General features: G+C 72.2%; 23 protein-coding genes. 18 read left to right on the forward strand and 5 right to left on the reverse strand.

Annotated elements, in window-relative coordinates:
* Positions 1-109 precede the first annotated feature (109 nt).
* On the forward strand, positions 110-376 hold the full coding sequence (locus tag ASF41_RS21445) for a hypothetical protein (RefSeq protein WP_056496882.1): 267 nt from the start codon (positions 110-112) through the stop codon (positions 374-376).
* A gap of 429 nt (positions 377-805) precedes the next feature.
* Complete coding sequence (locus ASF41_RS21450; protein WP_056496886.1) at positions 806-2,053, forward strand: MFS transporter; 1,248 nt, start codon at positions 806-808, stop codon at positions 2,051-2,053.
* A 63-nt stretch (positions 2,054-2,116) separates the two neighbouring features.
* Here the strand turns inward: ASF41_RS21450 and ASF41_RS21455 are convergent, their stop codons facing one another.
* The 4 genes from ASF41_RS21455 to ptsP all read right to left on the reverse strand — a co-directional run bounded on the left by ASF41_RS21455 (position 2,117) and on the right by ptsP (position 9,050).
* Positions 2,117-3,622, reverse strand: a complete 1,506-nt coding sequence (locus ASF41_RS21455) for a carbohydrate porin (protein WP_244479745.1) — start codon at positions 3,620-3,622, stop codon at positions 2,117-2,119.
* 109 nt (positions 3,623-3,731) lie between these two features.
* Positions 3,732-5,459 carry a fructose-specific PTS transporter subunit EIIC gene (locus tag ASF41_RS21460; protein ID WP_056496891.1) on the reverse strand — a complete coding sequence of 576 codons (1,728 nt, stop codon included), beginning with the start codon at positions 5,457-5,459 and terminating at the stop codon, positions 3,732-3,734.
* An 82-nt stretch (positions 5,460-5,541) separates the two neighbouring features.
* Positions 5,542-6,501 (reverse strand): 1-phosphofructokinase, encoded by a 960-nt coding sequence (pfkB, locus tag ASF41_RS21465; protein ID WP_056496894.1) that lies wholly within the window; start codon positions 6,499-6,501, stop codon positions 5,542-5,544.
* The gene (gene ptsP, locus ASF41_RS21470) at positions 6,498-9,050 is read right to left on the reverse strand and encodes a phosphoenolpyruvate--protein phosphotransferase (protein WP_056496897.1); all 2,553 of its coding nucleotides are present in this window, start codon (positions 9,048-9,050) and stop codon (positions 6,498-6,500) included. The genes pfkB and ptsP overlap by 4 nt, the downstream gene beginning before the upstream one ends.
* Before the next feature lie 168 nt (positions 9,051-9,218).
* Here ptsP and ASF41_RS21475 point away from each other — a divergent pair, with 168 nt between their 5' ends.
* The gene (locus tag ASF41_RS21475) at positions 9,219-10,202 is read left to right on the forward strand and encodes a LacI family DNA-binding transcriptional regulator (RefSeq protein WP_056213236.1); all 984 of its coding nucleotides are present in this window, start codon (positions 9,219-9,221) and stop codon (positions 10,200-10,202) included.
* Between the two features lie 77 nt (positions 10,203-10,279).
* Here the strand turns inward: ASF41_RS21475 and ASF41_RS21480 are convergent, their stop codons facing one another.
* Positions 10,280-10,477, reverse strand: coding sequence for a hypothetical protein (locus ASF41_RS21480; RefSeq protein WP_056379892.1), 198 nt, complete (start codon positions 10,475-10,477; stop codon positions 10,280-10,282).
* Between the two features lie 198 nt (positions 10,478-10,675).
* Between ASF41_RS21480 and ASF41_RS21485 the strand changes: the two genes are divergently transcribed.
* From ASF41_RS21485 to ASF41_RS21555, 15 genes are all read left to right on the forward strand, one after another.
* Positions 10,676-12,628, forward strand: coding sequence for a hypothetical protein (locus ASF41_RS21485; RefSeq protein WP_056496900.1), 1,953 nt, complete (start codon positions 10,676-10,678; stop codon positions 12,626-12,628).
* 32 nt (positions 12,629-12,660) lie between these two features.
* Entirely contained in the window at positions 12,661-13,971 is a 1,311-nt protein-coding gene (locus tag ASF41_RS21490) for an MFS transporter (RefSeq protein WP_056497331.1), read from the forward strand.
* 90 nt (positions 13,972-14,061) lie between these two features.
* On the forward strand, positions 14,062-14,445 hold the full coding sequence (flgB, locus tag ASF41_RS21495; RefSeq protein WP_056213241.1) for a flagellar basal body rod protein FlgB: 384 nt from the start codon (positions 14,062-14,064) through the stop codon (positions 14,443-14,445).
* A complete protein-coding gene (gene flgC / locus ASF41_RS21500) occupies positions 14,445-14,861 on the forward strand; it encodes a flagellar basal body rod protein FlgC (protein ID WP_056213243.1) in 417 nt (138 codons plus the stop codon). The genes flgB and flgC overlap by 1 nt, the downstream gene beginning before the upstream one ends.
* Before the next feature lie 8 nt (positions 14,862-14,869).
* Positions 14,870-15,214, forward strand: coding sequence for a flagellar hook-basal body complex protein FliE (locus ASF41_RS21505; RefSeq protein WP_056496904.1), 345 nt, complete (start codon positions 14,870-14,872; stop codon positions 15,212-15,214).
* A gap of 52 nt (positions 15,215-15,266) precedes the next feature.
* A complete protein-coding gene (flgG, locus tag ASF41_RS21510; RefSeq protein ID WP_056213247.1) occupies positions 15,267-16,055 on the forward strand; it encodes a flagellar basal-body rod protein FlgG in 789 nt (262 codons plus the stop codon).
* A gap of 125 nt (positions 16,056-16,180) precedes the next feature.
* A complete protein-coding gene (flgA, locus tag ASF41_RS21515; RefSeq protein WP_056213249.1) occupies positions 16,181-16,663 on the forward strand; it encodes a flagellar basal body P-ring formation chaperone FlgA in 483 nt (160 codons plus the stop codon).
* Positions 16,663-17,790, forward strand: a complete 1,128-nt coding sequence (flgI, locus tag ASF41_RS21520) for a flagellar basal body P-ring protein FlgI (RefSeq protein WP_056349625.1) — start codon at positions 16,663-16,665, stop codon at positions 17,788-17,790. The genes flgA and flgI overlap by 1 nt, the downstream gene beginning before the upstream one ends.
* Positions 17,787-18,731: a MotE family protein gene (locus ASF41_RS26730; protein ID WP_244479746.1), complete on the forward strand. Its 945-nt coding sequence runs from the start codon at positions 17,787-17,789 to the stop codon at positions 18,729-18,731. The genes flgI and ASF41_RS26730 overlap by 4 nt, the downstream gene beginning before the upstream one ends.
* Positions 18,731-19,447, forward strand: a complete 717-nt coding sequence (flgH, locus tag ASF41_RS21530) for a flagellar basal body L-ring protein FlgH (RefSeq protein WP_055957344.1) — start codon at positions 18,731-18,733, stop codon at positions 19,445-19,447. Before ASF41_RS26730 ends, flgH begins: the two co-directional genes overlap by 1 nt.
* 24 nt (positions 19,448-19,471) lie before the next feature.
* Complete coding sequence (locus ASF41_RS21535) at positions 19,472-19,966, forward strand: flagellar basal body-associated FliL family protein (protein ID WP_056213255.1); 495 nt, start codon at positions 19,472-19,474, stop codon at positions 19,964-19,966.
* 6 nt (positions 19,967-19,972) lie between these two features.
* Positions 19,973-20,758, forward strand: coding sequence for a flagellar type III secretion system pore protein FliP (fliP, locus tag ASF41_RS21540; RefSeq protein WP_056277206.1), 786 nt, complete (start codon positions 19,973-19,975; stop codon positions 20,756-20,758).
* A 109-nt stretch (positions 20,759-20,867) separates the two neighbouring features.
* Positions 20,868-22,565, forward strand: coding sequence for a flagellar basal-body MS-ring/collar protein FliF (gene fliF / locus ASF41_RS21545; protein WP_056496906.1), 1,698 nt, complete (start codon positions 20,868-20,870; stop codon positions 22,563-22,565).
* The gene (locus tag ASF41_RS21550; protein ID WP_056379902.1) at positions 22,565-23,230 is read left to right on the forward strand and encodes a hypothetical protein; all 666 of its coding nucleotides are present in this window, start codon (positions 22,565-22,567) and stop codon (positions 23,228-23,230) included. Before fliF ends, ASF41_RS21550 begins: the two co-directional genes overlap by 1 nt.
* 4 nt (positions 23,231-23,234) lie before the next feature.
* Positions 23,235-24,638: a MotB family protein gene (locus ASF41_RS21555; protein ID WP_056496909.1), complete on the forward strand. Its 1,404-nt coding sequence runs from the start codon at positions 23,235-23,237 to the stop codon at positions 24,636-24,638.
* Position 24,639: the final 1 nt, after the last annotated feature.

Raw genomic sequence — 24,639 nt, forward strand, 5'->3', positions numbered from 1 at the left:
ACGTGCCTGGCCGCACGTCATGGCTGAGATCGAGGCCCCATATTGGACTCAGACAGATGAAGCGAACCAAGAAAACCAGTTCGCACTGTATAGGAGCCCGATAGCCACAATGGAGACCCGTATCGCCGCCCTCGCCGCCGCCATCGTCCTTGGCGTTGCTCCGATCTCGTCCGCCATGGCTTTCGAAAGGCCGTCCCGTTACACCGCCTTCTCGCCCTCCGACGTCGAAACGACCGGTTCGCTCGAGTTTCGCAGCGTCGCCCCCCTGCGAAACCCCTACAGCTGTCCGATGAGCTCGGCCGCCGAGGGCAACGCCAACCAGCAGAACTTCCCCACCCAGCAGTACGGCCAGACCTCGGGCGGAAACCGCTGCTGATCGGACACCCCAACCCGACCGGACACCCCGAGGAAACCCCCATGCTGCTGAAAGGCTTCTCCTACGCCATGATCGCCGCCTTCGCCGGCGGACTCGTCTTCACCCTCGTCGGCTCGGCCCAGACCTTTCTCAACCTCTGAGCCGTTCCCGACCGACAAGATCTCACACCGACCCGCCCGGCCTCCGCCGTGGCGGGTCGCGNCCTCGTCGGCTCGGCCCAGACCTTTCTCAACCTCTGAGCCGTTCCCGACCGACAAGATCTCACACCGACCCGCCCGGCCTCCGCCGTGGCGGGTCGCGCCATGCGCGCCCGGGGGCGACCATGTCCGACCCCCTCGTCGTCCTCCCGATGCCGCCCGCCCGGGAACACAACGACCGCCGGGACGTCACATCCGGTCACAGCGGGACCGGAACGGGCAACACAGAGCGATGGCGCACAGGGCGGAACAAGACGGCGGCCAAGATGAGGGACAAGACGAGGCGGGCACCGCGAAGGACCTGCATCCGCGCAAGTTCGACCTGCTCAACCTCACCCTAGTCGACGTGAATGGCGGGCTGCGGCCCTATCTCAACGTCTTCCTGCTGGTGCACCGCGAATGGAGCGCGACCACGGTCGGCCTCGTGATGACCCTGGCGGGGCTCGTCGGCGTCGGCCTGCAGGCCCCCCTCGGGGCCGTCATCGACCGCGCGCGCGACAAGCGCTGGGCCATCGTGGCCGCTCTGATGGCGGCCTCCGCCGGGGCGGTGGTCATTGCCCTCTGGCCGCAATTCTGGCCGGTGCTCCTCGCCTTCACGGTCCTGACCGCGGCGGGCAGCAGCTTCACCCCGACCATCGCGGGCCTCACCCTCGGCATCTTCCCGAACGCGCGCCTGTCGCGCCGGATGGGCCGCAACAGCGCCTGGTACCGGGCCGGCAACGTCGTCATCGCCGTCCTGATCGCGCTGGTCGGTTACGGCTTTCCCGACCGGGCGGTGTTCTTCCTCGTGCCGGCCCTGTCGTTCGCGGCCGCCGCGGCGGTCCTGTCAATTCCCCGGGACATCGTCGGGCGGGAGCTCGCCGAGGGGGTGAAGCCGAAGCCGCGCTCGGGGGCCGCCTTCAAGGTGCTCCTCGGCAATCGCCCGCTCCTCGTCTTCGCCGCCGCGATCTTCCTGTTCCAGCTCGCCAACGGGCCGATGGCTTCCCTGGTCGCGCAGAAGATCTCCCTGGTCCACGAGACCTGGTCGGCCGCCATCACCTCGACGACCATCGTGGCGGCGCAGGCGGTGATGCTGCCCATGGCCATCCTGGTCGGGCGCTTCGCCGACGGCTGGGGCCGGAAACCGATCCTCCTGTTCGCCTTCGCGATGCTGCCGGTGCGCGCGCTGCTCTACACCCTGTCGGACGACGCGATCTGGCTCTTCGCGGTGCAGGGCCTGGAGGGCGTCAGCACCGGCCTCTACAGCGCCATCAAGCCCCTGGTGATCGCCGACCTCATGGAGGACAAGGCCCGCTACAACCTCGCCTCGGGGGTGATCGCCACGGTCCAGGGCGTCGCCATCGCCCTCTCGAACGTGCTGGCCGGGAGCATCGTCGATTGGAGCGGCTTCACGGCGGCGTTCCTCGTCTCGGCGGCCATCGGCATCGGTTCGGCGCTCCTCCTCACGCGCATGCCGGAGCCTTCGGCGGAGCGGGCCTGAGAAGGTCCCGGCCGCCGCAGGCGATGCGCAGGCCCACGGGACCCGATCCCCGGAGCCGCCGCGTCAGTACGCCCCGGGTCCTGTGGCGAGGCCCGCGAGGGTGAAAAGGTCGACGGAGAGCTTGGCGCCGACGACGAGGGCATCGGGGATGTTCTTTGGGTAGGCGGGGAAGCGGGTCTGGTCGGGGTTGATGATGTACTGGAGGTTGGGGGTGAGGCGGACGGCGGGGGTGACCTGGATGCCGTAGTTGAGCTCCATCATGATCTGCTGGCGGGGCAGGGCGCGGTCGAGGCCGAGGGTGCCCTGGACGGCGGCGATGTTGGACAGGGCCAGGGGCGAGAAGCGCTGGGTGTTGACGACGAAGCCCAGGGTGTCGAAGGGCCGGCCCGCGAAGGTGCCGGTCTGGAGGGCGCCGATCTCGAGGAAGTAGTCCTCGACGAGGCGCCCGGAGGTGCCCGCCATGGCCACGCCGAACAGGGTCAGACCCTGGACGGCGCCGGGATCGGGGCGCCAGACCATCTGGTCGAAGCGCGCATAGACGCCCGAGCGTCCGAAGCGGGTGGCGGGGGCGAGGCCGGTGAGGACGGCGCGCTGGCCGGTGATGTCGCGCACGGGGTCGGCGTAGTCGGAGGCGTCGTACCATCCGCCGATGCCGTAGTTGCGGGGCAGGGGGTCGTTGGCGAAGGTGGTGGAGTAGCCGAGCTCGAACGGCAGGATCGCGCCGGTGGCGCCGCGGGTGGAGAGGTCGAGGCCGTTGTCGCCGGGCTGCTGGTGGCGGGGATTGACCTCGTAGACGCCGGCATGGACGAAGACCCGGTCGGTGAGCCAGGCCTTGGCGTGGGCGCCCCAGCTGGAGACGGGCCAGAAGGTGAAGTTCGAGGTCTTGAAGACGAAGGTCGGGTTTCCGCAGGCGGAATTGGACTGGAAGTTGCAATAGAGCGGCGAGTTGAGGAAGGCGATGTTGGCCACGAGGCGGCCGAACTCGACCACGAGGCGGTCGTCGAGGAGCTTCTGCTCGTAGCTGAGCAGGGTGAGGCGGGTGGTCTGTCCGCCGCCGTAGATCTCCTGGACGGAGGTGTTGTTGCCGATGAAGTCGCCCGCGAGGTTGTCGCCGTGGCGGTTGGTGACGGCGATGTGGAGGGCGCCTCCGGCGAGGCCGGCGATGCGGTCGAGGTCGGCATCGATGCCGAAGAACAGCTGCCCGGCATAGGCGCTGCCCTGGCGGATGCCGCCGACGGGATTGGCGGCGGCCTGGCCGGTGTAGTTGGCGCTGAGGGTGAGGCCGTGGCCGAGGTCGAACACGCCGGTGGGAAGGGTGGCGGGCGTCGCGCTCTGGCCCAGGGTGTCCGCCGCCCCGGCCGCGCTCTGCGCTCCGGTGATGTCCTGGCCGTCGGGACGGGGCGGCAATCGGCCCGGAGAGCGCAGCGCCGGGCGCTGAACCGTGTCGGGAACGCCGAACCCGGCGGCGGCCGCATCCTGCGCCTGTGCCTGCGGTCCGAGCATCAGCGTTACCAGTCCCAGGCCGATGGCAGCCGTCTTCAATCCCGTGCCCATCTGTCGTCCCCTCATGGTCCGTGGTGTTCGCGTGGCCGGTCTTGGTGCCGGGTTGGGTGGTCGTAGTCCGATCGTTCGCAGCCCCGGCGCGGGTTCCTCCCCCACGGAGGGGGGACGGCCGGGCTCAGGCGGCGCGCGTCTTGAGCAGGCCGACGAGCAGCCCGGTGACGAGGGTGCCGACCACCAGGGCGATCAGGGCGCCGGGGACGTTGGTCACCGCGTTGGGGATCGGCAGGACGAAGAGGCCGCCATGGGGCACCTTCAGTTCGACCCCGAGGCTGAGCGCCACGGCGCCGGCCAGCGCCGAGCCCGCCACCATGGCGGGGATCACCCGCAGGGGATCGGCCGCCGCGAAGGGAATCGCCCCCTCGGTGATGAAGGCGGCGCCGAGCACCGCGGCCGCGCCGCCGGCTTCGCGCTCGGCCTGCGAGAAGCGTCCGGGGAACAGGCGGGTGGCGAGCGCGATCCCCAGGGGGGGCGTCATCCCGCCGATCATCACGGCGGCCATGGGCGCGGTGATGCCCGATGCGATCAGCGCGGCGGCGGAGGCATAGGCGGCCTTGTTGACCGGGCCGCCCATATCCACCGCCATCATGCCGCCGAGCACCAGACCGAGCACGACGGCGCTCGCCCCCTGCATGCTGCGCAGCCAGTCCGTGAGCGCCGCCAGGATGGCCGCCACGGGCACGCCGACGACGTAGACCATGAGCAGGCCGGTGACGGCGGTGGCCAGCAGCGGCAGGATCAGGACCGGCTTCAGGCCCTCCAGGTTCCGGTGCAGGCGGATGTGCCGGTTGAGGAAGGCGGTGGTGGTGCCGGCGATGAAGCCCGCCGCGATGCCGCCGAGGAAGCCCGCCTGCAGGTTGGCGGCGAGCATGCCGCCGATCATCCCCGGCGCGATGCCGGGCCGGTCTGCGATGGAGAAGGCGATGTAGCCGGCCAGCACCGGAACGATCAGCGCGAAGGCCGCCTTGGCGCCGATCTCCCCCAGGGCGAAGCCCAGGGTGCCGGCGTGGTCGGGCTTCATCGCGTCGATGCCGCCGACGGCGAAGGCCAGGGCGATGAGCAAGCCGCCCGCCACCACGAAGGGCAGCATGAACGAGACGCCGGTCATCAGGTGCTTGTAGGCGCCCGCCTTCTTCTCCTCCGCCGCCGCCGGACGGGCCGACCCGTCCGCCGCGGTGGTCCCCGCGTCGGGCTGGCGCTGCGCCTCGGCGAAGGCCGTGGCCAGCAAGCCCTTGCCGTCGCGGATCGCCGCCTTGGTGTTGGTGGCGTAGAGCCGCTTGCCGGCGAAGCGCGTCCGGTCGACCCCGGTATCGGCGGCGATCAGCACGAGGTCGGCCGCCGCGATCTCCTCGGCGGTCAGGGCGTCGCGGGCGCCCACCGACCCCTGCGTCTCGACCCGGACGGCGTAGCCGAGGGCCTCGGCCGCCGCCTGGATGCCCTCGGCGGCCATGAAGGTATGGGCGATGCCGGTGGGGCAGGAGGTGATGGCGACGATCCGCCGGCGTTCGCTCGGCGCCCCGTCCGTCGCCGCGGCCGCCTCGCCCGCCCCCCCGAGGAACCGGTCGAGCACCGCGTGGGCGTCGGTGAGCACGTCCTCGATGCGGATCCGGGCCCGGCGCATGGCCCCGAAGCGCCCCTCGTCGAGGTCGCCCTCGCCCACCAGCAGCACCGCGTCGGCCCGGGCGATGGCGCCGGCGCTCAGGGCGGTGCCGGGCACGCCCTTGCCGCGCAGTTCCAGGTCCAGGGGCTGGTTGCGCCGGCCCGCCGCCTCGCGCAGGGCCTCGCCGGCCAGCACCGCGTGCAGGCCGAGATCCCCACCGCCCACCACTGCGAGCACCTGCGTCATGGCTTCCTCCCCATGGTTTCCTCACCTTGCGGCGCGTCCCGGCCCGCCGGTGCGTCGTCGTGCTGCGTCGAAGGTCCGTGCCTCAGGCCGAGGCCGTGAGGGGCTCCACCCGTACCGCCGCGCCGAGGGCCACGACCGTGTCGCGGGCGGGCAGGTTGGCGCCCGCAAGCCCGAGCTTGCCGGCCGCGAAGGCCAGGGCGAGCCGGGCGGTGGCGGTCCGGTCCAGGCCCGCCTGCAGGCCCGCGACGAGGCCGGCCACGAGGGCGTCGCCCGCGCCCACCGTGCTGGTCACCCGGGTCGCGGGCGGATGGGCCAGGTCCGTGCCGTCTGCGCTGGCGAACAGCGCCCCCTCGGCACCGAGCGAGACCACCACCAGGGGGATGCCGCGGGCCACCAGGCCCCGGGCCGCCGCCGCCACCCCGGCCAGATCCGGCAGGGACCGCCCGGCCCACTCCTCGAGCTCGTGCCGGTTGGGCTTGACCGCGAAGGGCAGGGCCGCGGCCGGGGCGGCCAGGGCCGCCGCCAGGGCGGGGCCGGAGGCGTCGAGGACGAGGCGGGCGCCCAGCGGCCGCAGCTCGGCGGCGATCTCCGCGTAGATCGGCGGGGCCACGCCGCCCGGCAGGCTGCCGGCCAGCACCACCAGGGTGCCGGGCTCCACGGCCTCGCGCAGCATCGCCCGGACGGCGGTGAGGCTGCCGGCCTCGACGGCGAGCCCCGGCAGGTTGATGTCGGTGGTGTCGCCGCCGGTGCCGTCGACCAGCTTCAGGTTGGTCCGGGTCTCGCCCGGGATCCGGACGAAGCGATCCGCAATGCCCTTGGCCGCGAGCAGGGCCTCGAACGGCCCGGCATTGTCCTGCCCGAGCAGGCCGGCGGCGGCCACCGGCACACCCCAGTCGGCAAGGCAGGCGGCGACGTTGACGCCCTTGCCGCCCGCATCTGAGCGGGTGCTGCGCGCCCGGTGGACGTGGCCGGGCCGGAGGACGTCGAGGATCACGGTCCGGTCGAGGGCCGGGTTGAGGGTGAGGGTGACCACGCGGGTCATGCGGGCTCTCCGTCGAGGAGGACGGCCAGGGCCCGGACCGCGGCCGCGTCCTCCTGGGCGCAGGCCCGGGCGGCCAGGGCCCGCAGCGCGCCCATCTCGCTCGCCCGCAGGCGCGCCTCCACGGAGGCCACGTCGCGCGGGGTCATCGACAATTCGTCGACCCCGAGGCCGGCGAGCAGGCAGGCGCCGAACGGATCGCCGGCGATGCCGCCGCAGACGCCGACCCAGCGCTTGTGCCGGGCGGCGCCCTCGCAGGTCAGGTGGATCAGGCGCAGCACTGCCGGATGCAGGGAATCGGCCTCCGGCGCGAGCTCGGTGTTCTGGCGGTCGATGGCCAGGGCGTACTGCGTCAGGTCGTTGGTGCCGATCGAGAAGAAATCGCAGTGCCGGGCCAGGGCGTCGGCCTGGATCGCGGCGGCCGGCACCTCGATCATGATGCCGAGCGGCAGTTCCGGCGCGTCGAGTTCGGCCCGGATGCGGTCGCAATGGGCCCGGAGCGCGAGCACCTCCGGCACCGAGGTGATCATCGGGAACATGATCGACAGGGGGGCCCCCTTGCCGGTGGCCGCATCGGCGGGAATTCCGTCCCTCGCCGCCCGGTAGAGGGCCCGCAGCTGCGGTTCCATCAGGTCGGGCCGGCGCAGGAGCAGCCGGGCGCCGCGCACGCCCAGGAAGGGGTTCTCCTCCCGGGGCAGGTGCAGGTGGGCCACCTGCTTGTCGCCGCCGATGTCGAGGGCGCGCACGATGAGGGGACGGCCGGCGAGGGCGTCCAGCATCGCCCGGTAGGTGGCGTACTGGTCGTCCTCGGTGGGCGTGTCGCCACGCTCGAGGAACAGGAACTCGGTGCGCATCAGGCCCACGCCCTCCGCGCCCTGGTCCAGGGCGAAGGGCACCTGCTCGGGATTGTTGACGTTGGCCCCGATGGCGACCGCGTGCCCGTCCCGGGTGCGGGCGGGCAGAGCGCGCGCGCGGGCCTCCTCCTCGGCCTTGGCGCGCTGGCGCGCGCTCCAGTCCCGGGCGGAGGCGAGGTCGGCGGCGCTCGGATCGAGGTAGAGCCGGCCGGTGCCGCCGTCGAGGATCGCGGGGGTGTGGTTCTCTAGGGCGAGCAGGGCGGGGCCGCCCGCCACCAGGGCGGGAATGCCGAGGGTGCGGGCGAGGATCGCGGTGTGCGAGGTCGGGCCGCCCTGGGCCGTGGCGAGGCCGATCACCCGGGTGGGATCGAGGCCCGCGGTGTCGGACGGAGCGAGATCGGGGGCGATGAGGATGCAGGGTACGTCCGGCAGGTCGTGGCCGCTCTTGAGCGACGGGTCGATCTGCGCCAGCACCCGCCGGCCGACGTCGCGCAGGTCCGCCGCGCGGGCGGCCAGCACGGGATTGCCCAGGGCCGAGAGCCGGCCGGCCATCCGCTCCACCGCCTGGTTCCAGGCGAAGGCGACCCCGTGGCCCTCCACCATCAGCTGGCAGGCCAGGGTGATCAGGTCCGTGTCCGGGATGAGCTCGCCCTGGGCCCGGAAGATGCCCGCATCGGTCTTGCCGAGGCGGCGTTCGGTGTCGTCCGCCAGCGCCCGGAGCTGGCCCTCGGTGGCGGCGAGGGCGGCGTGCAGGCGGTCGCCGCCCGACGTCAGGGGCTCGGGCTCGTCCCGGACCGTGACCTCCGTCTGGCTCAGCACGTGGATGGGGCCGATGGTGAGGCCGGGGCTCGCGCCGAGGCCCGCCAGCACCCGCGGCGTATCGGCGGGATTCCAGCCGGCCACCGGGCCGGCCGCCCGGGCGGCGGCGTCCGCCGCGGCCTTGGCGGCGGCCTTCTCCCCCGCGCTCAGGCCCGTCACCGCCGCGCAGATCCGGGCGAGGGCGCCGGCCTCGTCGTCGCCCTCCGCCGAGATCGTCACCCCGTCGCCGCAGCGCAGGCCGAGCTGGAGCAGGGCGATCAGGTTCTTGGCGTCGGCCACCTCGGCGCCGTGGCGCACCTGGATCCGGGCGGGACAGTTGCGGGCCGTCTCGACCCAGTGGGCGGCCGGGCGGGCGTGGAGGCCGGTGGGATAGTCGACGGTCCAGTCGAAGCGCTGCCTGAGGTCGCCGGCCGGGCCGGCCGCGCCGGGGGCGGGCGCGTCCTCGGTGAGGGCCGCGGCGATCTCCTCCTTGCGGGTGGTAATGCGCAGGGCGGCGAGGCGCACCTCGTCCTGGATGAGCCGGGTGAGGCGGCGCAGGATAGTGATGTGGGTGTCCGACTGCGCCGCAATTGCGACCACCAGGTGGGCGACCTGGCCGTCGTGCCATTCGATCCCGCCCGGAACCTGCAGGACCGCCAGCCCGCTGGCGCGGACGTGGTGACGGTCGTCGACCATGCCGTGCGGGATGACCACGCCGTGGCCTAGATAGGTGTTCGCTACGCCCTCGCGCCGCAGCATACTGGCCTCGTAGGGCGCATCGATGCAGCCGGACGCGACGAGGAGCTGGGCCGCCGCGCGGATCGCCGCTTCCTTGCTGGCCGGGGCCGCGCCCAGCTGGATCAGCAGGCGCGGAGGTAGGATCGGCGTCGGCGCGAGCATGGCGTGCTCCTCCCGGAAAAACGGTTGTTGAAATGCTCGTTGGCACTATGAAAACGTTTTCACAATCGGTGTCAACGCGATTCGGCGCAATAATGCCGTATCGCCGCTTGCCGATGGTGGGACGGGATGCCAGAACGACGTCATGACGCTGAAAACGTTCTCCGCCAGATGAGTGCCAGTATTCGTGACGTGGCGCGCGCCGCCGGTGTCTCGACGGCCACGGTCTCCCGAGCTCTCGGTCGAGGGCCGGTCAGCGACGTCCTGCGCCAGCAGGTCGAGGCAGCGGTTCGGGCGACCGGATATCGCCCGAATCTGTCCGCGCGCCGCCTGCGCTCGCAATCGACGCAGACCATCGGCTTGATCGTCGCCGATATCCGCAATCCGTTCTTCACGGCGGTGAGCCGGGCGGTGGAGGACGCGGCCTACGCCGCCGGCATGCGGGTGATCCTGTGCAACACCGACGAGGATCCGGAGCGCGAGCGCCTGTACCTCCGGCTGATGGAGGAGGAGCGCGTCACCGGCGTGATCTTCGCGCCCACGCGCGGAACGGCGGAATCGCTCAAGGCCGACAGCCTCGACGTGCCGGTGGTTTTCATCGACCGCACCGGCCCGGCGGGGACCTACGACAGCGTCGTCCTCGACAACGCGGCGGCCACCGGCGCCCTGGTCGATCATCTCTGGGAGCGCGGCTATCGCCGGATCGGGGGGCTGTTCGGCTCGACCAGTTCCACCGCGCAGGAGCGGCAGGCCGCCTACGAGGCGGCGCTCCGGCATCGCGGCGCCGAGCCCCTGGCCCGCGTGGCGCCGCCCACCGCGGAGGCGGCCGAGGCCACGCTCACCCGCTGGCTGGCCGAGCCGGACCGGCCCGACGCGCTGATCCTGTCGAACGGCCTGACGCTGATGGGCGCGGTGCGCGCCGCGCGCACGCTCGCCCTCGCGGTCCCGGACCAGCTCGGCCTCGCGGGCTTCGACAACGACCCCTGGACCGACCTGGTGGAGCCCGGTCTCACGGTGATCGAGCAGCCGGTGGCGCAGATCGGCGCCCAGGCGATGGCCCTGCTGTTCGACCGGCTGAAGGCGCCGGGCGAGGCCGTCCGCAAGGTCACCCTGAGTGGCCGGCTGGTGGTCCGGGGGTCGTCGGGGCGCGGCTAGCTCCGCGCCCGCCGCAGGGGGCCCGAGGCGTCGCCGGCCCGGTCTCGCCCCGGCGCCGGATCCGTCGCGGGGCGGACTCAGCGCAGGGTCGGCGACTCGCCGGGCTGCAGGGGCCGGTCCTCGTCCGGCCCGCTGACGGCGTTCAGGCGCTCGAGATGCTCGAAGACATGCGCGAAGGCGTCCGTGACGGCCTTCTCGAAGGCGCCGTCGGACCGACCCTGGGCGGCCTTGAGGGCGCTGAGCAGGGCTTGATGCGTTTCGGTGTCATGCGACATGGCTGTCCTCCCGACCGGACGGATGGCCCGCCCGGGGGAGCAAGCGCCCGCAGGGATCGCCGGTTCCGAGGGGCCGGACCCCGTGCGGTCCCGCAGACCCGATCGGCGCGGCGCGGCCCCTCGCGCATCCGTCATCGAACCTTGGCCGTCGGCACTCGTTGTCCGCCGGCCCCTGCAGGCCGGAGACACACCCTCGGCATGCGTTCCCGTTCCCTTCTCGTCGGCTCCTTCGTCCTCCTCGCCGCCGGGGCCGGCCTCGCCGGCTTCGGCCGCTTCAGCTACGCGCCGACGCCGTCGCGGGAGGCCCTCGCGAACCCCGACCGCTACCCGATCTCGACGGCCTACGACGTGCTCGGGCGCCGCATCGGCCGGGAGGAGGCCGCGACCCTGCGCACCACCGAGGCGGGGCGTCGGACCCTGTCGCCCGAGGCCGGCGCCTTCGCCATCGACGAAGCCGTCATCGCGCGCGGGCGGGAGGCCTTCTACACCGAGACCTTCGGGAACGAGGTCTTCCTCACCGACGTGATGGGGATGCTCGACGGCGCCCTGACGCCCTACGAGGTCGCCCGCGCCGTGCTGCTGCTGGGCGGGACGGCCACCCACAACCTCCAGGTCCGCGTCGCCCAGGACGTGCGGATCGGCGAACGCCAGTGGCGCAAGGGCGACCTGGTCTCGACCGGCCTCGACGTCGAAAAGGGCGGTTTCGGCATCATCGGTCTGAAGACCTTCTACGACCGGGGCCACCTGCGCCTCGGCATCACCTGCGCCCTCTGCCACGCGGCGGTCGATCCCCGCTCCGGCAAGGTCGTGGAGGGGGCGCCGAACGCCGACCTCAATGCCGGGCTGCTCCTCGCCCTCTCGGCCAACGCCTCCGCCTACTTCATGCACGGCAGCGTCGACCTCGCGGCCGTCGCGGGCGATCCGTCCCGCACGGTCCCGACCGCCGGGGGAGGGACCGCGGTGCTGCCGGACCGGGACAAGCTGGAGGCGGCGGCCAAGGTCGAGGTCGCGAGCTGGCCGCCGGGCAGCTTCGATTCCTCCGCCGACCGGGTGACGAACCCGACCTCGATCCCGTCGAGCTTCTCGGCCTACGGCGAGCCCTACAGCTGGAGCGGGCGCGAGGCGGTCGGGCCCTTCCACGGCCTGTCGTCCCTGAACAACAACGTGCACGCGGCCAATTCCGACACGACCCAGCTCGCCGCCGCCGCGCCCCGGCTGTTCGGCCTCGATCCGGACCTCTACCTCGGCATCCTGTTCCAGGGGGCGGTGAACCCGGCCCTGCGCTACGACCCGACGAAAGCCACGCGGCCGAGTGCGATCCTGGCCGCCTTCGACCCGACGCCGGGCTCGCCCGGCCTCAACCGCTACGCCGTCCTGCCGAGCTTTCCGGCGACCAACTACATGACCGACAACGGGCTGTTCGCTTCCGCGGCCGGGGAGCCGGCGAACTTCGCCAACAACGCCATGTCGGCCTTCCAGAACCTCCTGCGTCCGCCGGCCGCCCCGAAGGCTGGGGCCGAGGCCGGCCGCGCGGTGTTCGCGCGGGCCGGCTGTGCCGGCTGCCATGCTGGCCCGGCGCTGACCAACAACCGGATCGTGCCCGTGGGCGAGATCGGCACCGAGCCGACCCGGGCCCGCGCCGGGGCCAAGATGGAGGCGCACCTCGCACCGCCGTCGATGTTCGCGACCGACACGCCGTTCCCCCTGCCGGCCGATCCCAGGATCGTGCCGATCCCCCTGGAGGGCGAGGCCCTGAAGCAGGTCCGGCTCGGCTGGGCCCATGCCGGCACCGAGGGCGGCTACAAGGTCCCGAACCTTGTCGGCCTCGCCTGGTCGGCGCCCTACCTGCACGATGGCGGCGTGGCGGTGGGGACCGACCCCGCCGGCCAGCTCGGCGTGCCCGGCACCCTGGAAAGCGGCCTCGCGCCGGACCCGCGCAACAGCCTGCGGGCCCTGGTGGACCGGGACCTGCGCGGGCGGGTCGTGGCCGCCAACCGCGCCTCCGCCACCGCACGCACGGCGCGCGTGACGGGCGAGGGGCACCCCTACTGGGTCGATGCCGCGGCCGGCTTCGGCCCCGCCGACCAGGAGGCGCTGCTGGGCTACCTGCTCTCCATCGATACCCTGACGCAGGACGTGCCGGTGCCATGAACCCGGCCGCGGACACCCACGAGGACACGACGATGCCCACGACCGGAACCACCGAGGGGCCCCCGCGCCTCGAACGCAAGGCGGTCGCCGCCGTGGTGCTCGGCAACGCCCTCGAGTTCTACGACTTCACCATCTACGCCTTCTTCGCCAAACCCATCGGGGAGGCGTTCTTCCCCTCGCAGAACGCCACCGACAGCCTGCTCGCCTCCCTGGCCCTGTTCGGCATCGGCTACGTCATGCGGCCCATCGGCGGCATCCTCATCGGAGCCTTCGCGGACCGGGCGGGACGCAAGCCCGCCATGCTGATCACCATCGCGCTGATGGCCATCGGCATGGTGATGCTGGCGGCCGCCCCCGGCTACGCCACCCTGGGGGGCTGGTCGCAGGTCATCGTCATCGTGGGCCGGCTCATCCAGGGGCTCGCGCTGGGGGGCGAGGTCGGCCCCTCCACCGCCTACCTCCTGGAGGCCGCGCCGGGGCAGCAGCGCGGCTTCGTGGCGAGCTGGCAGATCGCCAGCCAGGGCTGCGCCGCGCTGATCGCCGGCCTGGTGGCCTCGGCCCTGACCTACGCGGTCGGCGACGACGCCATGGCCAGCTCGGGCTGGCGGGTGATGTTCGCGCTGGGCATCGGCGTCGTCCCCGTCGGCCTGATCATCCGCAGCCACCTGCCCGAGACCGCCGGCGAGCGCGCCGACCCGGCCGCGGCCGAGTCCACGCTCGCGGTGGTCCGGCGCCTGGTGCGCGAGCACGGCCGGATGCTGGTCCTGACCTTCCTCGTCATCGCGGCCTCCACCGTCTCCAACGCGGTGGGCACCAACATGCCGGTCTACGCCCAGGCCACCCTCGGGCTCACCGAGACGGTCTCCACCGCCGAGCCGATCGCCCTCGGCCTCGCCTCCATCGCCTTCCCGCTCCTCGGCGGCTGGCTGGCCGACCGGTTCGGCCGGCGCCCGGTGATGATCTGGCCCCGCGCGCTCATCGTGGTGCTGACCGTGCCGGCTTTCGCCTGGCTCGTGCGCGACCCGACCGGCCCATCGGTCTACGCCGTGACCTTCCTGCTCTCGGCCCTGTCCTCGATCAACGCGGCGGCGATCATCGTGGCGATTCCCGAAGCCCTGCCGCGCCCGGTGCGCAGCGCCGGCCTCTCCATCGTGTACGCCTTCTCGGTCTCGATCTTCGGGGGCAGCACGAACTACCTCGTGAACAAGCTCATCGCCGTCTCGGGCGACAAGCTGGCCCCGGCCTACTACCTCGTGGCCTTCAGCATCGTGGGCACGATCGCGGCTCTCCTCATGCCCGAGACCCGCGGCCGGGACCTCGAGGCGAACGCGGAGGCGCGCTGAGCGGCGGCCGGCGCGCGCCGCCCCCGTCAGCCTCGGACAAGATAGGCTCCCTAAAGCTTCGGTCATGAATGATCGGGACCGGAGCCGGCCGTGACAGGCGTCTACCTCTTCGACTTGGCCTCGCAGCAGGCGCGCTACCTCGCGGTGCGTCAGTCGACCATCGCGAGCAACGTCGCGAACGCCAACACGCCCGACTACAAGGCGCGCGACGTGGTGCCGTTCTCCGAGGTGATGGCGCGCACGGCCTCCGCCGGCATGGCCTTGACGGAAAGCGCCCACGTCACCTCCGTCGAGGGCCGCATCCCGACGAAGCCGGTCTCGGCCGCCGAGGCCTGGGACGCGCTCTCGACCTCGAGCTCGGTGAGCCTGGAGCAGGAGATGCTCAAGGCCGGCGAGGTCAGCCGCGAGCACAACCTCAACATGGGCATCGTCAAGGCCTTCGACCGGATGCTCAAGGCGGCGGTGAAGAGCTGATGATCGACCCCCTCGCCGCCTCCACCCGCCTCGCCAGCGCCGGCATGGAGGCGCAGTCCCTGCGCCTGCGCATCGCCGCCGAGAACGTCGCCAACGCGCAATCCGTCGGCGATGGCCCCGGGGCGGACCCCTATGCCCGCAAGACCGTGACCTTCCGGTCCGCCCTGGACCGGGCCGCGGGCGGCCCCACCGTGGCCCTGCGGCGGATCGGCACCGACGACGCGCCGTTCCGCATCGAGCGCGACCCCGGCAACCCGGCGGCCGATGCCGAGGGCAACGTGAAGATGCCCAACGTCAACGTGCTGGTGGAGATGGCCGACATCCGTGAGGCCAACCGCTCCTACGAAGCCAACGTCCAGGTGATCAAGCAGGCCCGCGCCATGGTCGCCAGCGTCATCGACCTCCTGAGAACCTGAGACCCGCGATGATCGAAGCCCTTACCTCGCTCGCCGCCTTCGACCGGGCCACCGGCATCACCCGCACCGACTCGGCCGCGCCGCTGGCGCGCACGAGCTTCCCCGTGATCCCGGCGGCCGCCACGGCCGGTCCCGCCACCGATTTCGGGGACGTCATGGCGCAGCTCGCCGGGGGGCTGCGCACCTCCCTGCGCACCGGCGAGGCCACCGCCATCTCGGGCATCCAGGGCAAGGCCTCGACGCAGCAGGTGGTCGAGGCGGTGATGTCGGCCGAGCAGAGCCTGCAGACCGCCATCGCCGTCCGGGACAAGGTGGTCGCCGCCTATCTCGAGCTCAGCCGCATGCCGATCTGACGATGGATCGCGTGGACAACCCTGCCAAACGCTTCGACGGGACCGGGACACCATGAGAGCGCTCGCCATCGCGGCCACGGGCATGAACGCCCAGCAGATGAACCTCGAGGTCATCGCCAACAACATCGCCAACCTGAACACCACCGGGTTCAAGGGGGCGCGGGCCGAGTTCACCGACTTGCTCTACCAGGCCGAGCGCCAGCAGGGCGTGCCCAACCAGGCCGGCCAGGAGCCGGTGCCGGAGGGCGCGATGCTCGGCCTCGGCGTGCGCACCGCCGCCATCCGCAACCTGCACCGCCAGGGGCCGCTCGCCAACACCGCCAACCAGCTCGACCTCGCGGTGAACGGCCGGGGCTACTTCCAGATCACCAACCCCAACGGCGAGATCAACTACACCCGCGCCGGGGCCTTCAACCGCAACAACACCGGCCAGATCGTCACCCTGGAGGGCTACGCCCTCGACCCGGCGGTCCTCATCCCCAACGGCGCCGTCGACGTGGTGATCAACCAGTCGGGCCAGGTCTTCGCCAAGGTGGACGGGCAGGTGCAGGCGCAGAACCTGGGCCAGATCACCCTGGCGAACTTCGCCAACGATGCCGGCCTGGAGCCCCTCGGCAACGGCCTCTACCGCGAGACCGCGGCCTCCGGTGCCCCCGTCACCGGCGTGCCCGGCGACCCGAGCTTCGGCAAGCTGCAGCAGGGCTACCTGGAGAGCTCGAACGTCGATCCCGTCAAGGAGATCACCAACATGATCACGGCCCAGCGCGCCTTCGAGATGAACTCGAAGGTGATCCAGGCCGCCGACGAGATGGCCGGTACGATCTCCAAGGGCATCCGCTAAGAGGTCGGGCGGCGGCGCCGCCTAGCCCCATACCCCCACCTCCGCGCGGCGGCGACGGGCGGCACCGGCTCTCCGCCGGGGCCGTGGCCGCCCGTTCGGGCATTCTCCAAGGGCGCGACCACGTCATGGGTATTCACCTTCCGGGCCTTTCCCCGCGCAGCCGGTGCCGCCTCGCCGCCGTCGGGCTCGCGCTGCTGGCCGGGCCGGCCGCGGCCGAGGACCTGATGCTGCCGGTGCCGACGGTGACGATCTATCCCGGCGACACCATCAAGCCGTCGATGCTGCGGATGCAGGCTTATCCGGAGAGCTTCAAGGCCCGCACCGCCGTGGTCGACGCCGCCCTGGCGATCTCCGGGCGCGTCGCCAAGCGGATGCTGCTCCCGGGCGAGCCGGTGCCGGTCAACGCCATCGACGATCCCCGCCTCGTCAGCCGGGGCACCCCGACGCAGATCGTGTTCGAGGAGCAGGGCCTGCTCATCACCGCCGTCGGCGCGCCGCTCCAGAACGGCGGCCTCGGCGACGTCATCCGCGTGCGCAACACCGACACCAACCGCATCGTGCTCGGCACCGTGATGGCCGACGGCCGAATCCGGACCGGGGACCATTGATGCGCCGCCTCCTGGCCAAAATCCTCACCAAGCTCCCGGCTCTCGCCGCGGCCCTCCTCCTGGCCCTGCCCGCGCCCGCCCTGGCCGGCACCCGGATCAAGGACATCGCCACCCTCAAGGGCGTGCGCGACAACCAGCTCGTGGGCTACGGCCTCGTCACCGGCCTGCAGGGCACCGGCGACACCCTGCGCAACGCCCAGTTCACCGAGCAATCCCTGCAGTCGATGCTCGATCGCATGGGCATCAACGTCCGCGACGCCCGCCTGCGCACCCGCAACGTCGCCGCCGTGATGGTGACCGCCGACCTGCCGCCCTACACCGGCACCGGCTCGCGCATCGACGTCACCGTGACCTCGCTGGGCGACGCCACCTCCCTCAAGGGCGGCACCCTGCTGATGACGCCGCTGATGGGCGGCGACAGCCTGACCTACGCCGCCGCGCAGGGGCCCCTCGCGGTCTCGGGCTTCAGCGTCGGCGGCCAGGCCGAGACGGTGACCCAGGGCGTGCCGACGGCCGGGCGCATCCCCAACGGCGCCCTGATCGAGCGCGAGGTGCCGGGCACCTTCCGGGACCTGCCGGAACTCGTGTTCGAGCTGAAGAACCCCGACTTCAAGACCGCCACCATGGTGGCCGACGCCATCAACGCCTACGCGCTGGCGCGCTTCAACCGCCGGGTCGCGGCCCCGCGGGATCAGCGCGCCATCGCCTTGATGCGGCCGAGCAACATCGCCCAGACCCGGTTCGTGGCCGAGATCGGCGACCTCACCGTCAACCCCGACACCCCGGCCCGCGTCGTCGTCGACCAGCGCACCGGCACGGTGGTGATCGGCCGCAACGTCCAGATCTCCACCGTGGCGGTGACGCACGGCAATCTCACGGTGCGGGTGACGGAGGCCCCCGAAGTCTCGCAGCCGGCGCCGTTCTCCAACGGGCAGACGGCGGTGGTGCCGCGCACGGAGGTGGCGGTCAACGAGCAGTCCGGCCGGATGGCGATCATCGGCGGCTCGGACCTCCAGACCCTGGTGCGCGGCCTCAACAACGTCGGCCTCAAGCCCAGCGACATCATCTCGATCCTCCAGGCGGTGAAGACCTCCGGGGCGCTTCAGGCGGAGCTCGTGGTGCAATGAGCGCGGCCAACGGCCATCCCCTGCCGGGCGCGGCGGCCCGCCTCGTCGTGCGCCCGCCCGGCCTGACCCGGCCCGCCCTCTGGCTCGCCCTGATGGCGCTGCGGGTCCTGCTGTTCGTCGGCCTCCTGTTCGTCGGCGTCCTGGCGCTCGCCGCCTTCGGCCTCGGCCCGGCCGGCGCCGTCGAGGGCGGCCGACCGGCGATCTCGGGGATGAACCCGGGCCCGCTCCCGAAGGCCGCGGCGAAGCCGGCCGCGCCCCGCCTCGCCGTCGCGGCCAAGCCCGTGGCAGACAAGCCCGTCGCCGGCGTCATCCCACCGGTCGGCCCGGCCGAGCCCGTCACGGTGGTGTCCCAGCCGATCGAGACCACGGGGGCGATCGATGCCAAGGGGTCCGATGCCAAGGGGTCCGATGCCAAGGCGTCCGAGGCCAAGGCGTCCGAGGTGAAGCCCGCCGAACCGGCGCAGGTCGCCGAAATCCGGGCCCCCGAGCCGGAGCCGGTCAAGCCCGCGCCGAAGCCACCGGCCTATTGCGCCAGCATCGCGGACGCCGCCGCCGACGCCCGCTTCGCCTGGCAGAAGGAGCAGCTGGCGACCCTGGAGAGGCAGGTCGAGGAGCGGATCGCCGCCCTGGAGGCCAAGCGCGCCGAGTACGAGACGTGGCTCGCCCGCCGCGACGCCTTCCTGGCCAAGGCCGACGAGGGCGTGGTGGCGATCTACACCAAGATGCGGGCGGATGCCGCCGCGCTCCAGCTCGCCAACATGCCCGACGAGGGCGCCGCTGCGATCCTGACCAAGCTCAACGCCCGGAACGCGAGCGCGATCCTGAGCGAGATGGAGGCCGCGCGCGCCGCGCAGCTGGCCCGCATGATGACCGAGATGGGCAAGACCGGCGCGGGTAAGACCGAGCCGGGCAAGAAGCCCCGCACGAGCGAGAAATCCTGATGCTTCCCAACACGTTCCGGGCCGGCCTGATCCTGGTGCTGGCGGCGCCCGCCCTCGGCGCCTGCAACACGCCGGTGGACCGGATCGGCCAGGCGCCGCTGCTGACGCCGATCGGCACCGGCCTGCAGCCGCCACGCGAGGCCTTGCCGACCACCTACGGCTCCCTCGGGCGCCGGACCTACCACTCGACCTGGGCGCCGGGCAGCGCGGAGATGTTCCAGGATCCACGCGCCCGCAACATCGGCGATGTGATCACGGTCTCGATCCTCATCGACGACAAGGCGCAGTTCGGCAATTCGAGCGACCGCTCGCGCAGCCAGAAGTCGGGCCTCGGCTTCGATTTCGGCTACGGCGTCTCGGCCCTGAAGGACACGGCCACCGCGGATGCCGGCATCCGCTCCTCCACCGAGACCAAGGGCGCCGGCAACATCGACCGCTCGGAGGTGCTGCGCCTCCAGGTCGCCGCCATCGTCACCGAGCAGATGCCCAACGGCAACGTCGTCATCAGCGGCTCGCAGGAGGTGCGGGTGAACAACGAGGTCCGCGTGCTGACCGTGGCGGGCATCGTCCGGCCGCGGGACATCTCGCGCAAGAACACCATCGACTACGACAAGATCGCCGAGGCGCGCATCTCCTATGGCGGGCGCGGCCGCATCTCGGACGTGCAGGCGCCGACCTTCGGTCAGCAGGTCTTCGAGACCCTGGCGCCGTTCTGAGACCTGGGGGGCGGGAGCGGAACCATGGCGGCCAAGGACGACAAGACGGCGGCGAAGAAGGGCGGCGGCAAGGGCTGGATCCTGGCCCTCGCCCTGACCAGCCTCGTCGCCATCGGCACGGGCGGCGGTCTCGGCCTCTACCTCCTATCCACCGTCGAGAAGGCGGTGGACGGCAAGAAGAAGGACGAGGAGGACAAGGCGGTCAAGGTCCTGAAATACACCGGCGACCTCGCCCTGCGCAGCGTCGGCTCGGTGGTCACCAACCTCGCCGACACCAACGACGCCTGGGTCCGCCTCGAATCCTCGGTCGTGTTCAAGACCGGCGCCGTGCCGAACCCGGACGTGGCGCTCGCCGAGATCCGCTCCGACATCGTCGCCTACCTGCGCACCGTCTCCCTGAAGCAGATCGAGGGTGCCAGCGGGCTCCTGCACCTGCGCGAGGACCTCAACGAGCGGGTGGCCCTGCGCACGAAGGGGCAGGTCCGCGAGCTGATCGTCGAGATGCTGGTGGTGCAGTAGGGGCCCATGACCGTGCCGACCCTCTCAAGATCCGTCACCGCCGGCCTCGCCCTCGCCGCCGGACTCGGCGCCGGCCTCGCCCTCGCCGGGCCGGCGCTGGCCCAGTCGGCCACGGGCCTGCCCGCCCTCGATGCGCTGCTGCCGGCCGGGAACGGGGCGGCGAGCGGGCGCATCCTGCAGCTCGTGGCGCTGCTCACCGTGCTGTCGCTGGCCCCCGGCCTCCTCGTCATGGTGACGAGCTTCACCCGGTTCGCCATCGCGTTCTCGTTCCTGCGCTCGGGCCTCGGCCTCCAGAGCACGCCGGCCAACATCTTCCTCGTCAGCCTGTCGCTGTTCATGACCTTCTACGTCATGGCGCCGACCTTCGACCGGGCCTGGGAGGAGGGACTGAAGCCGCTCACGGAGAACCGGATCTCCGAGGTGGAGGCGATCCCGAAGCTCGTCGAGCCGTTCCGGGAGTTCATGACCCAGCATGTCCGCCCGAAGGACCTCCAGACCTTCACGGATCTGGCCAGCCGCAACATCCCGAAGGCCGAGGGGGGGGAGAAGATCGACCTGCGCATCCTGATCCCGGCCTTCATGATCTCGGAGCTGCGCCGCGGCTTCGAGATCGGCTTCCTGATCGCCCTGCCGTTCCTGGTGATCGACATGATCGTCTCCACCATCGTCATGTCGATGGGCATGATGATGCTGCCGCCCACGGTGATCTCGCTGCCGTTCAAGGTGCTGTTCTTCATCCTCATCGACGGCTGGAACATGCTGGTGGGAGGCCTGGTCCGGTCGTTCTTCTAGCGCTTCGGCGGCGCGGGCCGCCTGGCGCGTCGCGACGCAATCTCCGCGCAAGGCTGGCGGGCGACAGGACGGGATCGGATCGCGGATCCGAAGCGGAGCAGCCCACCGAATGTCCGGTCTTCAGCACGCCGAACGGCTCTGGAACAACATCCTCGCCCTCGGCGGACGGCGCATCGCCGCCCTGTCGCTCATCGGCGTGGTGGTGTTCCTCGCCGTCGGCCTCGGCGCCTATTACCTGAGCCGCCCGGCCCAGGAGCCGCTCTACACGGGTCTGAGCCGCGAGGATGTCGGGCGCATCGGCAGCGTCCTGAAGGACGCCAACATCCCCTTCGACGTCAGCGCCGACGGCGCGGCGGTGCTCGTCGCCTACGGCCACACCGCCCAGGCCCGGATGCTGCTCGCCGAGAAGGGCCTGCCGCAGAGCGCCAAGTCCGGCTACGAGCTGTTCAACGACCTCGGCTCGCTGGGCATGACCTCGTTCATGCAGGAGGTGACCCGCGTGCGCGCCCTGGAGGGCGAGATCGCCCGCACCATCCAGGGCATGAAGGGCGTGAAGGCCGCCCGGGTCCACATCGTGCTGCCCGACCGGGGCTCGTTCCGCCGCGACCAGCAGCCCCCCTCCGCCTCCGTGGTGGTACGGACCGAGCCCGCCGACGACGTCAGCGGCGCCCAGTCGATCCGCCACCTCGTCGCCTCCGCGGTGCCCGGCATGAAGCCCGACCGCGTCACCGTGATCGGCTCGGACGGTTCGCTCCTGCTCTCCGGGGACGATGCCAACGCGGTGCCCACCGGCAAGATGGCGACCCTGGAGAAGACCATCGGCCACGAGGTCCAGGACAACATCCGCCGGACGCTGACCCCCTATCTCGGCGTCGGCAACTTCGAGGTCAGCGTCGCGGCGCGCCTGAACACCGACAAGACGGTGCAAAACGAGACGATCTTCAATCCCGACCAGCGTGTCGAGCGCTCGACCCGGGCCGTGCGCGAGACCGAGAACTCGCAGAACCGCAACGCCGGCCAGCGGCCCACCACCGCGCAAGCGAACCTGCCCGACCAGCGCGCCCGCTCGGATGGCGGCGACACCGCCAGCAACGAGACGCAGAAGCGCGAGGATCTGACGAACTACGAGATCTCCTCGAAGACGATCCAGACGGTGAGCGACGGCTACAACATCAAGCACATCTCGGTGGCGGTCCTCGTCAACCGCGCCCGCCTCGCCGCCTTGGCCGGGCCGGATGCCAGCAAGGCCGCCATCGACGCGCAGGTCGCCGAGATCGAGCAGCTCGTCGGCTCGGCCGCGGGCTTCAACAAGGAGCGCGGCGACAACGTCAAGGTCGCCGCCGTCGGCTTCGTCAATGACGGGCAGCCCCTGGAGCCGGTGGCCCCCCTCAGCCTCACCGACGTGCTGATGCGCCAGTCGGCGACCCTCATCAACGCCGGCACCATCCTGCTGGTCGCCGGCCTGCTGATCTGGTTCGGCCTGCGCCCCGCCATGCGGGCCATCCTGGAGATCCCGGCCGCCCAGCAGGAGGAGGCCCGCGCCCTGGCCGCGGCGGCGGAGGCCCAGGCCGTCGCGGCGGCCGCGCCGAACGCGGCGCTCGCGGGTCCCAACGCCGCCCTCGGCGCCGATTCGGACGCCGTCCCGAGCCTCGCGGCCCCCGGCCAGAGCCCGGTCGCCAGCATGATCGAGGACCTCACCGAGAAGCTGAACCGTTCGCCGCAGAAGAGACTTGAGCAGATGATCGAGGCCGACGAGGTGCAGGCCGCCGAGATCCTGAAGCGCTGGCTGCTGCGTGAGGCCGCGTGATGGCCCCCGTGATCGCCCGCCTCCTGCCCGACTTCTCCGACGCCGTGGTGCCGGTGCGCGGCGCCCCCGCGCCCCACACCGCCGCGCCCCGTCCCTCCGAAGGGCTCGCGGCCCTCCTGCGCAAGCCCGTGGAACCGCCCGAGGACCGCGAGGCCCTGCTCCGCGCCGCCGAGGCCCGGGGCCTGGAGCGCGGACGCGAACTCGGTCGGGCGGAGGCTGCGGCCGAGTCCGCCTCGGTGATCGCCTGCTTGCAGGCCGATCACGCGGCCCGCCTCATCGAAATGCGCCAGGCCTGGTGCGTCGAAGAGGGCGATCGCCTCGCGGCCGGCTTCGCCGACGCGCTCCAGGCCCTCGGCGCCGGACTCACCGACCGGGTGGGGCATCTCCTCGTGCCCGTGCTCACCGAGGCCCTGCGCCGCCAGGCCGTCGACGAGCTGGCCCAGAGCCTCGCCCGCATCCTCGGCGAGGCCCGCGCGCCCGTGCGGGTGAGCGGACCGGCCGACCTCCTCGACGCGGTGGCGGGCAAGCTCGGCCCCTTCGAGGCCACCCTCGCGTTCCAGCCCTCCGAGGCCGTGGACGTCACGGTGCAGGCCGACCAGACCGTGATCGAGACCCAGCTCGGCGCCTGGGGCCGCCTCATGACCGCCGCGGTCCAGGGAGCCTGACCCGATGGCGGACGAGGGCCACCACGAGATCATCATCATCCGGCGCCACGGCGACCACGAGGACGGTCACCACGGCGGTGCCTGGAAGATCGCGCTCGCCGACTTCATGACCGCCATGATGGCGCTGTTCCTGGTGCTGTGGCTGATCGGCTCCACCACCAAGGAGACGAAGTCGGCCATCGCCGAGTACTTCAACCCGGTGAAGCTCGCCGACGTGAGCTTCGATCGCAAGGGCCTGCGCGATCCCCAGAACAAGCCCGGCGAGCCCACGCCGGAGGAGGGCAAGCCCGACGGCGGAACCGGCGACAGCAGCGCCGACGGCAAGGGCGGCCAGTCCGACGCGAAGTCGGACGCCAAGACCGACGGCAAGAGCGCCTCCGGGCCGCCGGGCAGCCGCGCCCGCGAGGCGGCCCTGTTCCAGGACCCCTACGCCGTCCTGGCCAAGCTCGCCGCCGAGCTCGAGCCCGGCCCGGAGACGGCCTCGGCCGACGCGGTCGTCACCGAGACTGGCGAGCCCGGCATCAAGGGCGGCGAGGCCGCCCGCGATCCCTTCGATCCGCTCTACTGGCAGGTGGCGCCCCTCGCCAAGACACGCATCGAGCAGGCCGGGTCCACCGGGACGGTGACCCCCCTGCCGCAGGAGGCGCGCCCCGACGTGCGCGCGGCCGCCCCCGGGGCGAAGCCGGCCGTGATCAAGGTCGCCTCGGCCCTGCCGGGCGAGACGGACGCCAGGGTAATGGCGCTCCTGGCCAAGGCCGAGGCGCCCAAGACCGAGGCGTCCAAGACCGAGGCGTCCAAGACCGAGGCGCCCAAGGACGCGAAGGCTGCGGCCGAGGCCAAGTCGGCCGCCGAGAAGTCCGCCGCAGAGAAGGCGGCTGCGGAAGCCAGGTCCGCGGAGGCCCGGGCGGCCGAGGAGGCCCGGCAGGCGGCCGATGCCGCCGAGACCGCGACGCTGGCCGAGATCAGGGCCGAGATCGCCAAGGTGCTGCCGATGCAGGGCGGCGCGCCGGCGCCCCGCACGGAGGTCCGCCGCACCGGCGAGGGCATCCTCATCAGCCTCACCGACGAGGTGAACTTCGCGATGTTCAGCGTCGGTTCGGCCGAGCCGCAGGCCAAGGTGGTGCGGGCCCTGGAGCAGGTCGCCCGCATCCTCAAGGACCGGCCCGGCCGGATCGTCGTGCGCGGCCACACCGATGCGCGCCCCTTCCGTTCGGAGGTCTACGACAACTGGCGGCTGTCCTCGGCCCGGGCACAGATGGCCTCCTACATGCTCGTGCGCGGCGGCGTGCCCGACGCACGCCTGGAACGCATCGAGGGCTATGCCGACCGTCAGCCGCGCAACCCCGCCGATCCGAAGGCGGCCGAGAACCGGCGCATCGAGATCCTGCTGCGGGCGCGGCCCGAGTGAT

The sequence above is a fragment of the Methylobacterium sp. Leaf111 genome, from assembly GCF_001423285.1.
Lineage (GTDB): Bacteria > Pseudomonadota > Alphaproteobacteria > Rhizobiales > Beijerinckiaceae > Methylobacterium.

Bases quoted from the DNA above. Each gene is read 5' to 3' on its own strand.
- flgA (WP_056213249.1), top strand. From the start codon at position 16,181: ATGGGTATTCACCTTCCGGGCCTTTCCCCGCGCAGCCGGTGCCGCCTC.
- flgH (WP_055957344.1), top strand. From the start codon at position 18,731: ATGCTTCCCAACACGTTCCGGGCCGGCCTGATCCTGGTGCTGGCGGCG.
- flgC (WP_056213243.1), top strand. From the start codon at position 14,445: ATGATCGACCCCCTCGCCGCCTCCACCCGCCTCGCCAGCGCCGGCATG.
- pfkB (WP_056496894.1), bottom strand. From the start codon at position 6,501: ATGACCCGCGTGGTCACCCTCACCCTCAACCCGGCCCTCGACCGGACC.
- fliF (WP_056496906.1), top strand. From the start codon at position 20,868: ATGTCCGGTCTTCAGCACGCCGAACGGCTCTGGAACAACATCCTCGCC.
- ASF41_RS21535 (WP_056213255.1), top strand. From the start codon at position 19,472: ATGGCGGCCAAGGACGACAAGACGGCGGCGAAGAAGGGCGGCGGCAAG.
- ASF41_RS21450 (WP_056496886.1), top strand. From the start codon at position 806: ATGGCGCACAGGGCGGAACAAGACGGCGGCCAAGATGAGGGACAAGAC.
- ASF41_RS21445 (WP_056496882.1), top strand. From the start codon at position 110: ATGGAGACCCGTATCGCCGCCCTCGCCGCCGCCATCGTCCTTGGCGTT.
- ASF41_RS21490 (WP_056497331.1), top strand. From the start codon at position 12,661: ATGCCCACGACCGGAACCACCGAGGGGCCCCCGCGCCTCGAACGCAAG.
- ASF41_RS21505 (WP_056496904.1), top strand. From the start codon at position 14,870: ATGATCGAAGCCCTTACCTCGCTCGCCGCCTTCGACCGGGCCACCGGC.
- ASF41_RS21460 (WP_056496891.1), bottom strand. From the start codon at position 5,459: ATGACGCAGGTGCTCGCAGTGGTGGGCGGTGGGGATCTCGGCCTGCAC.
- ASF41_RS26730 (WP_244479746.1), top strand. From the start codon at position 17,787: ATGAGCGCGGCCAACGGCCATCCCCTGCCGGGCGCGGCGGCCCGCCTC.
- ptsP (WP_056496897.1), bottom strand. From the start codon at position 9,050: ATGCTCGCGCCGACGCCGATCCTACCTCCGCGCCTGCTGATCCAGCTG.
- ASF41_RS21485 (WP_056496900.1), top strand. From the start codon at position 10,676: ATGCGTTCCCGTTCCCTTCTCGTCGGCTCCTTCGTCCTCCTCGCCGCC.
- ASF41_RS21475 (WP_056213236.1), top strand. From the start codon at position 9,219: ATGAGTGCCAGTATTCGTGACGTGGCGCGCGCCGCCGGTGTCTCGACG.
- fliP (WP_056277206.1), top strand. From the start codon at position 19,973: ATGACCGTGCCGACCCTCTCAAGATCCGTCACCGCCGGCCTCGCCCTC.
- ASF41_RS21555 (WP_056496909.1), top strand. From the start codon at position 23,235: ATGGCGGACGAGGGCCACCACGAGATCATCATCATCCGGCGCCACGGC.
- ASF41_RS21550 (WP_056379902.1), top strand. From the start codon at position 22,565: ATGGCCCCCGTGATCGCCCGCCTCCTGCCCGACTTCTCCGACGCCGTG.
- flgI (WP_056349625.1), top strand. From the start codon at position 16,663: ATGCGCCGCCTCCTGGCCAAAATCCTCACCAAGCTCCCGGCTCTCGCC.
- flgG (WP_056213247.1), top strand. From the start codon at position 15,267: ATGAGAGCGCTCGCCATCGCGGCCACGGGCATGAACGCCCAGCAGATG.
- ASF41_RS21480 (WP_056379892.1), bottom strand. From the start codon at position 10,477: ATGTCGCATGACACCGAAACGCATCAAGCCCTGCTCAGCGCCCTCAAG.
- ASF41_RS21455 (WP_244479745.1), bottom strand. From the start codon at position 3,622: ATGAGGGGACGACAGATGGGCACGGGATTGAAGACGGCTGCCATCGGC.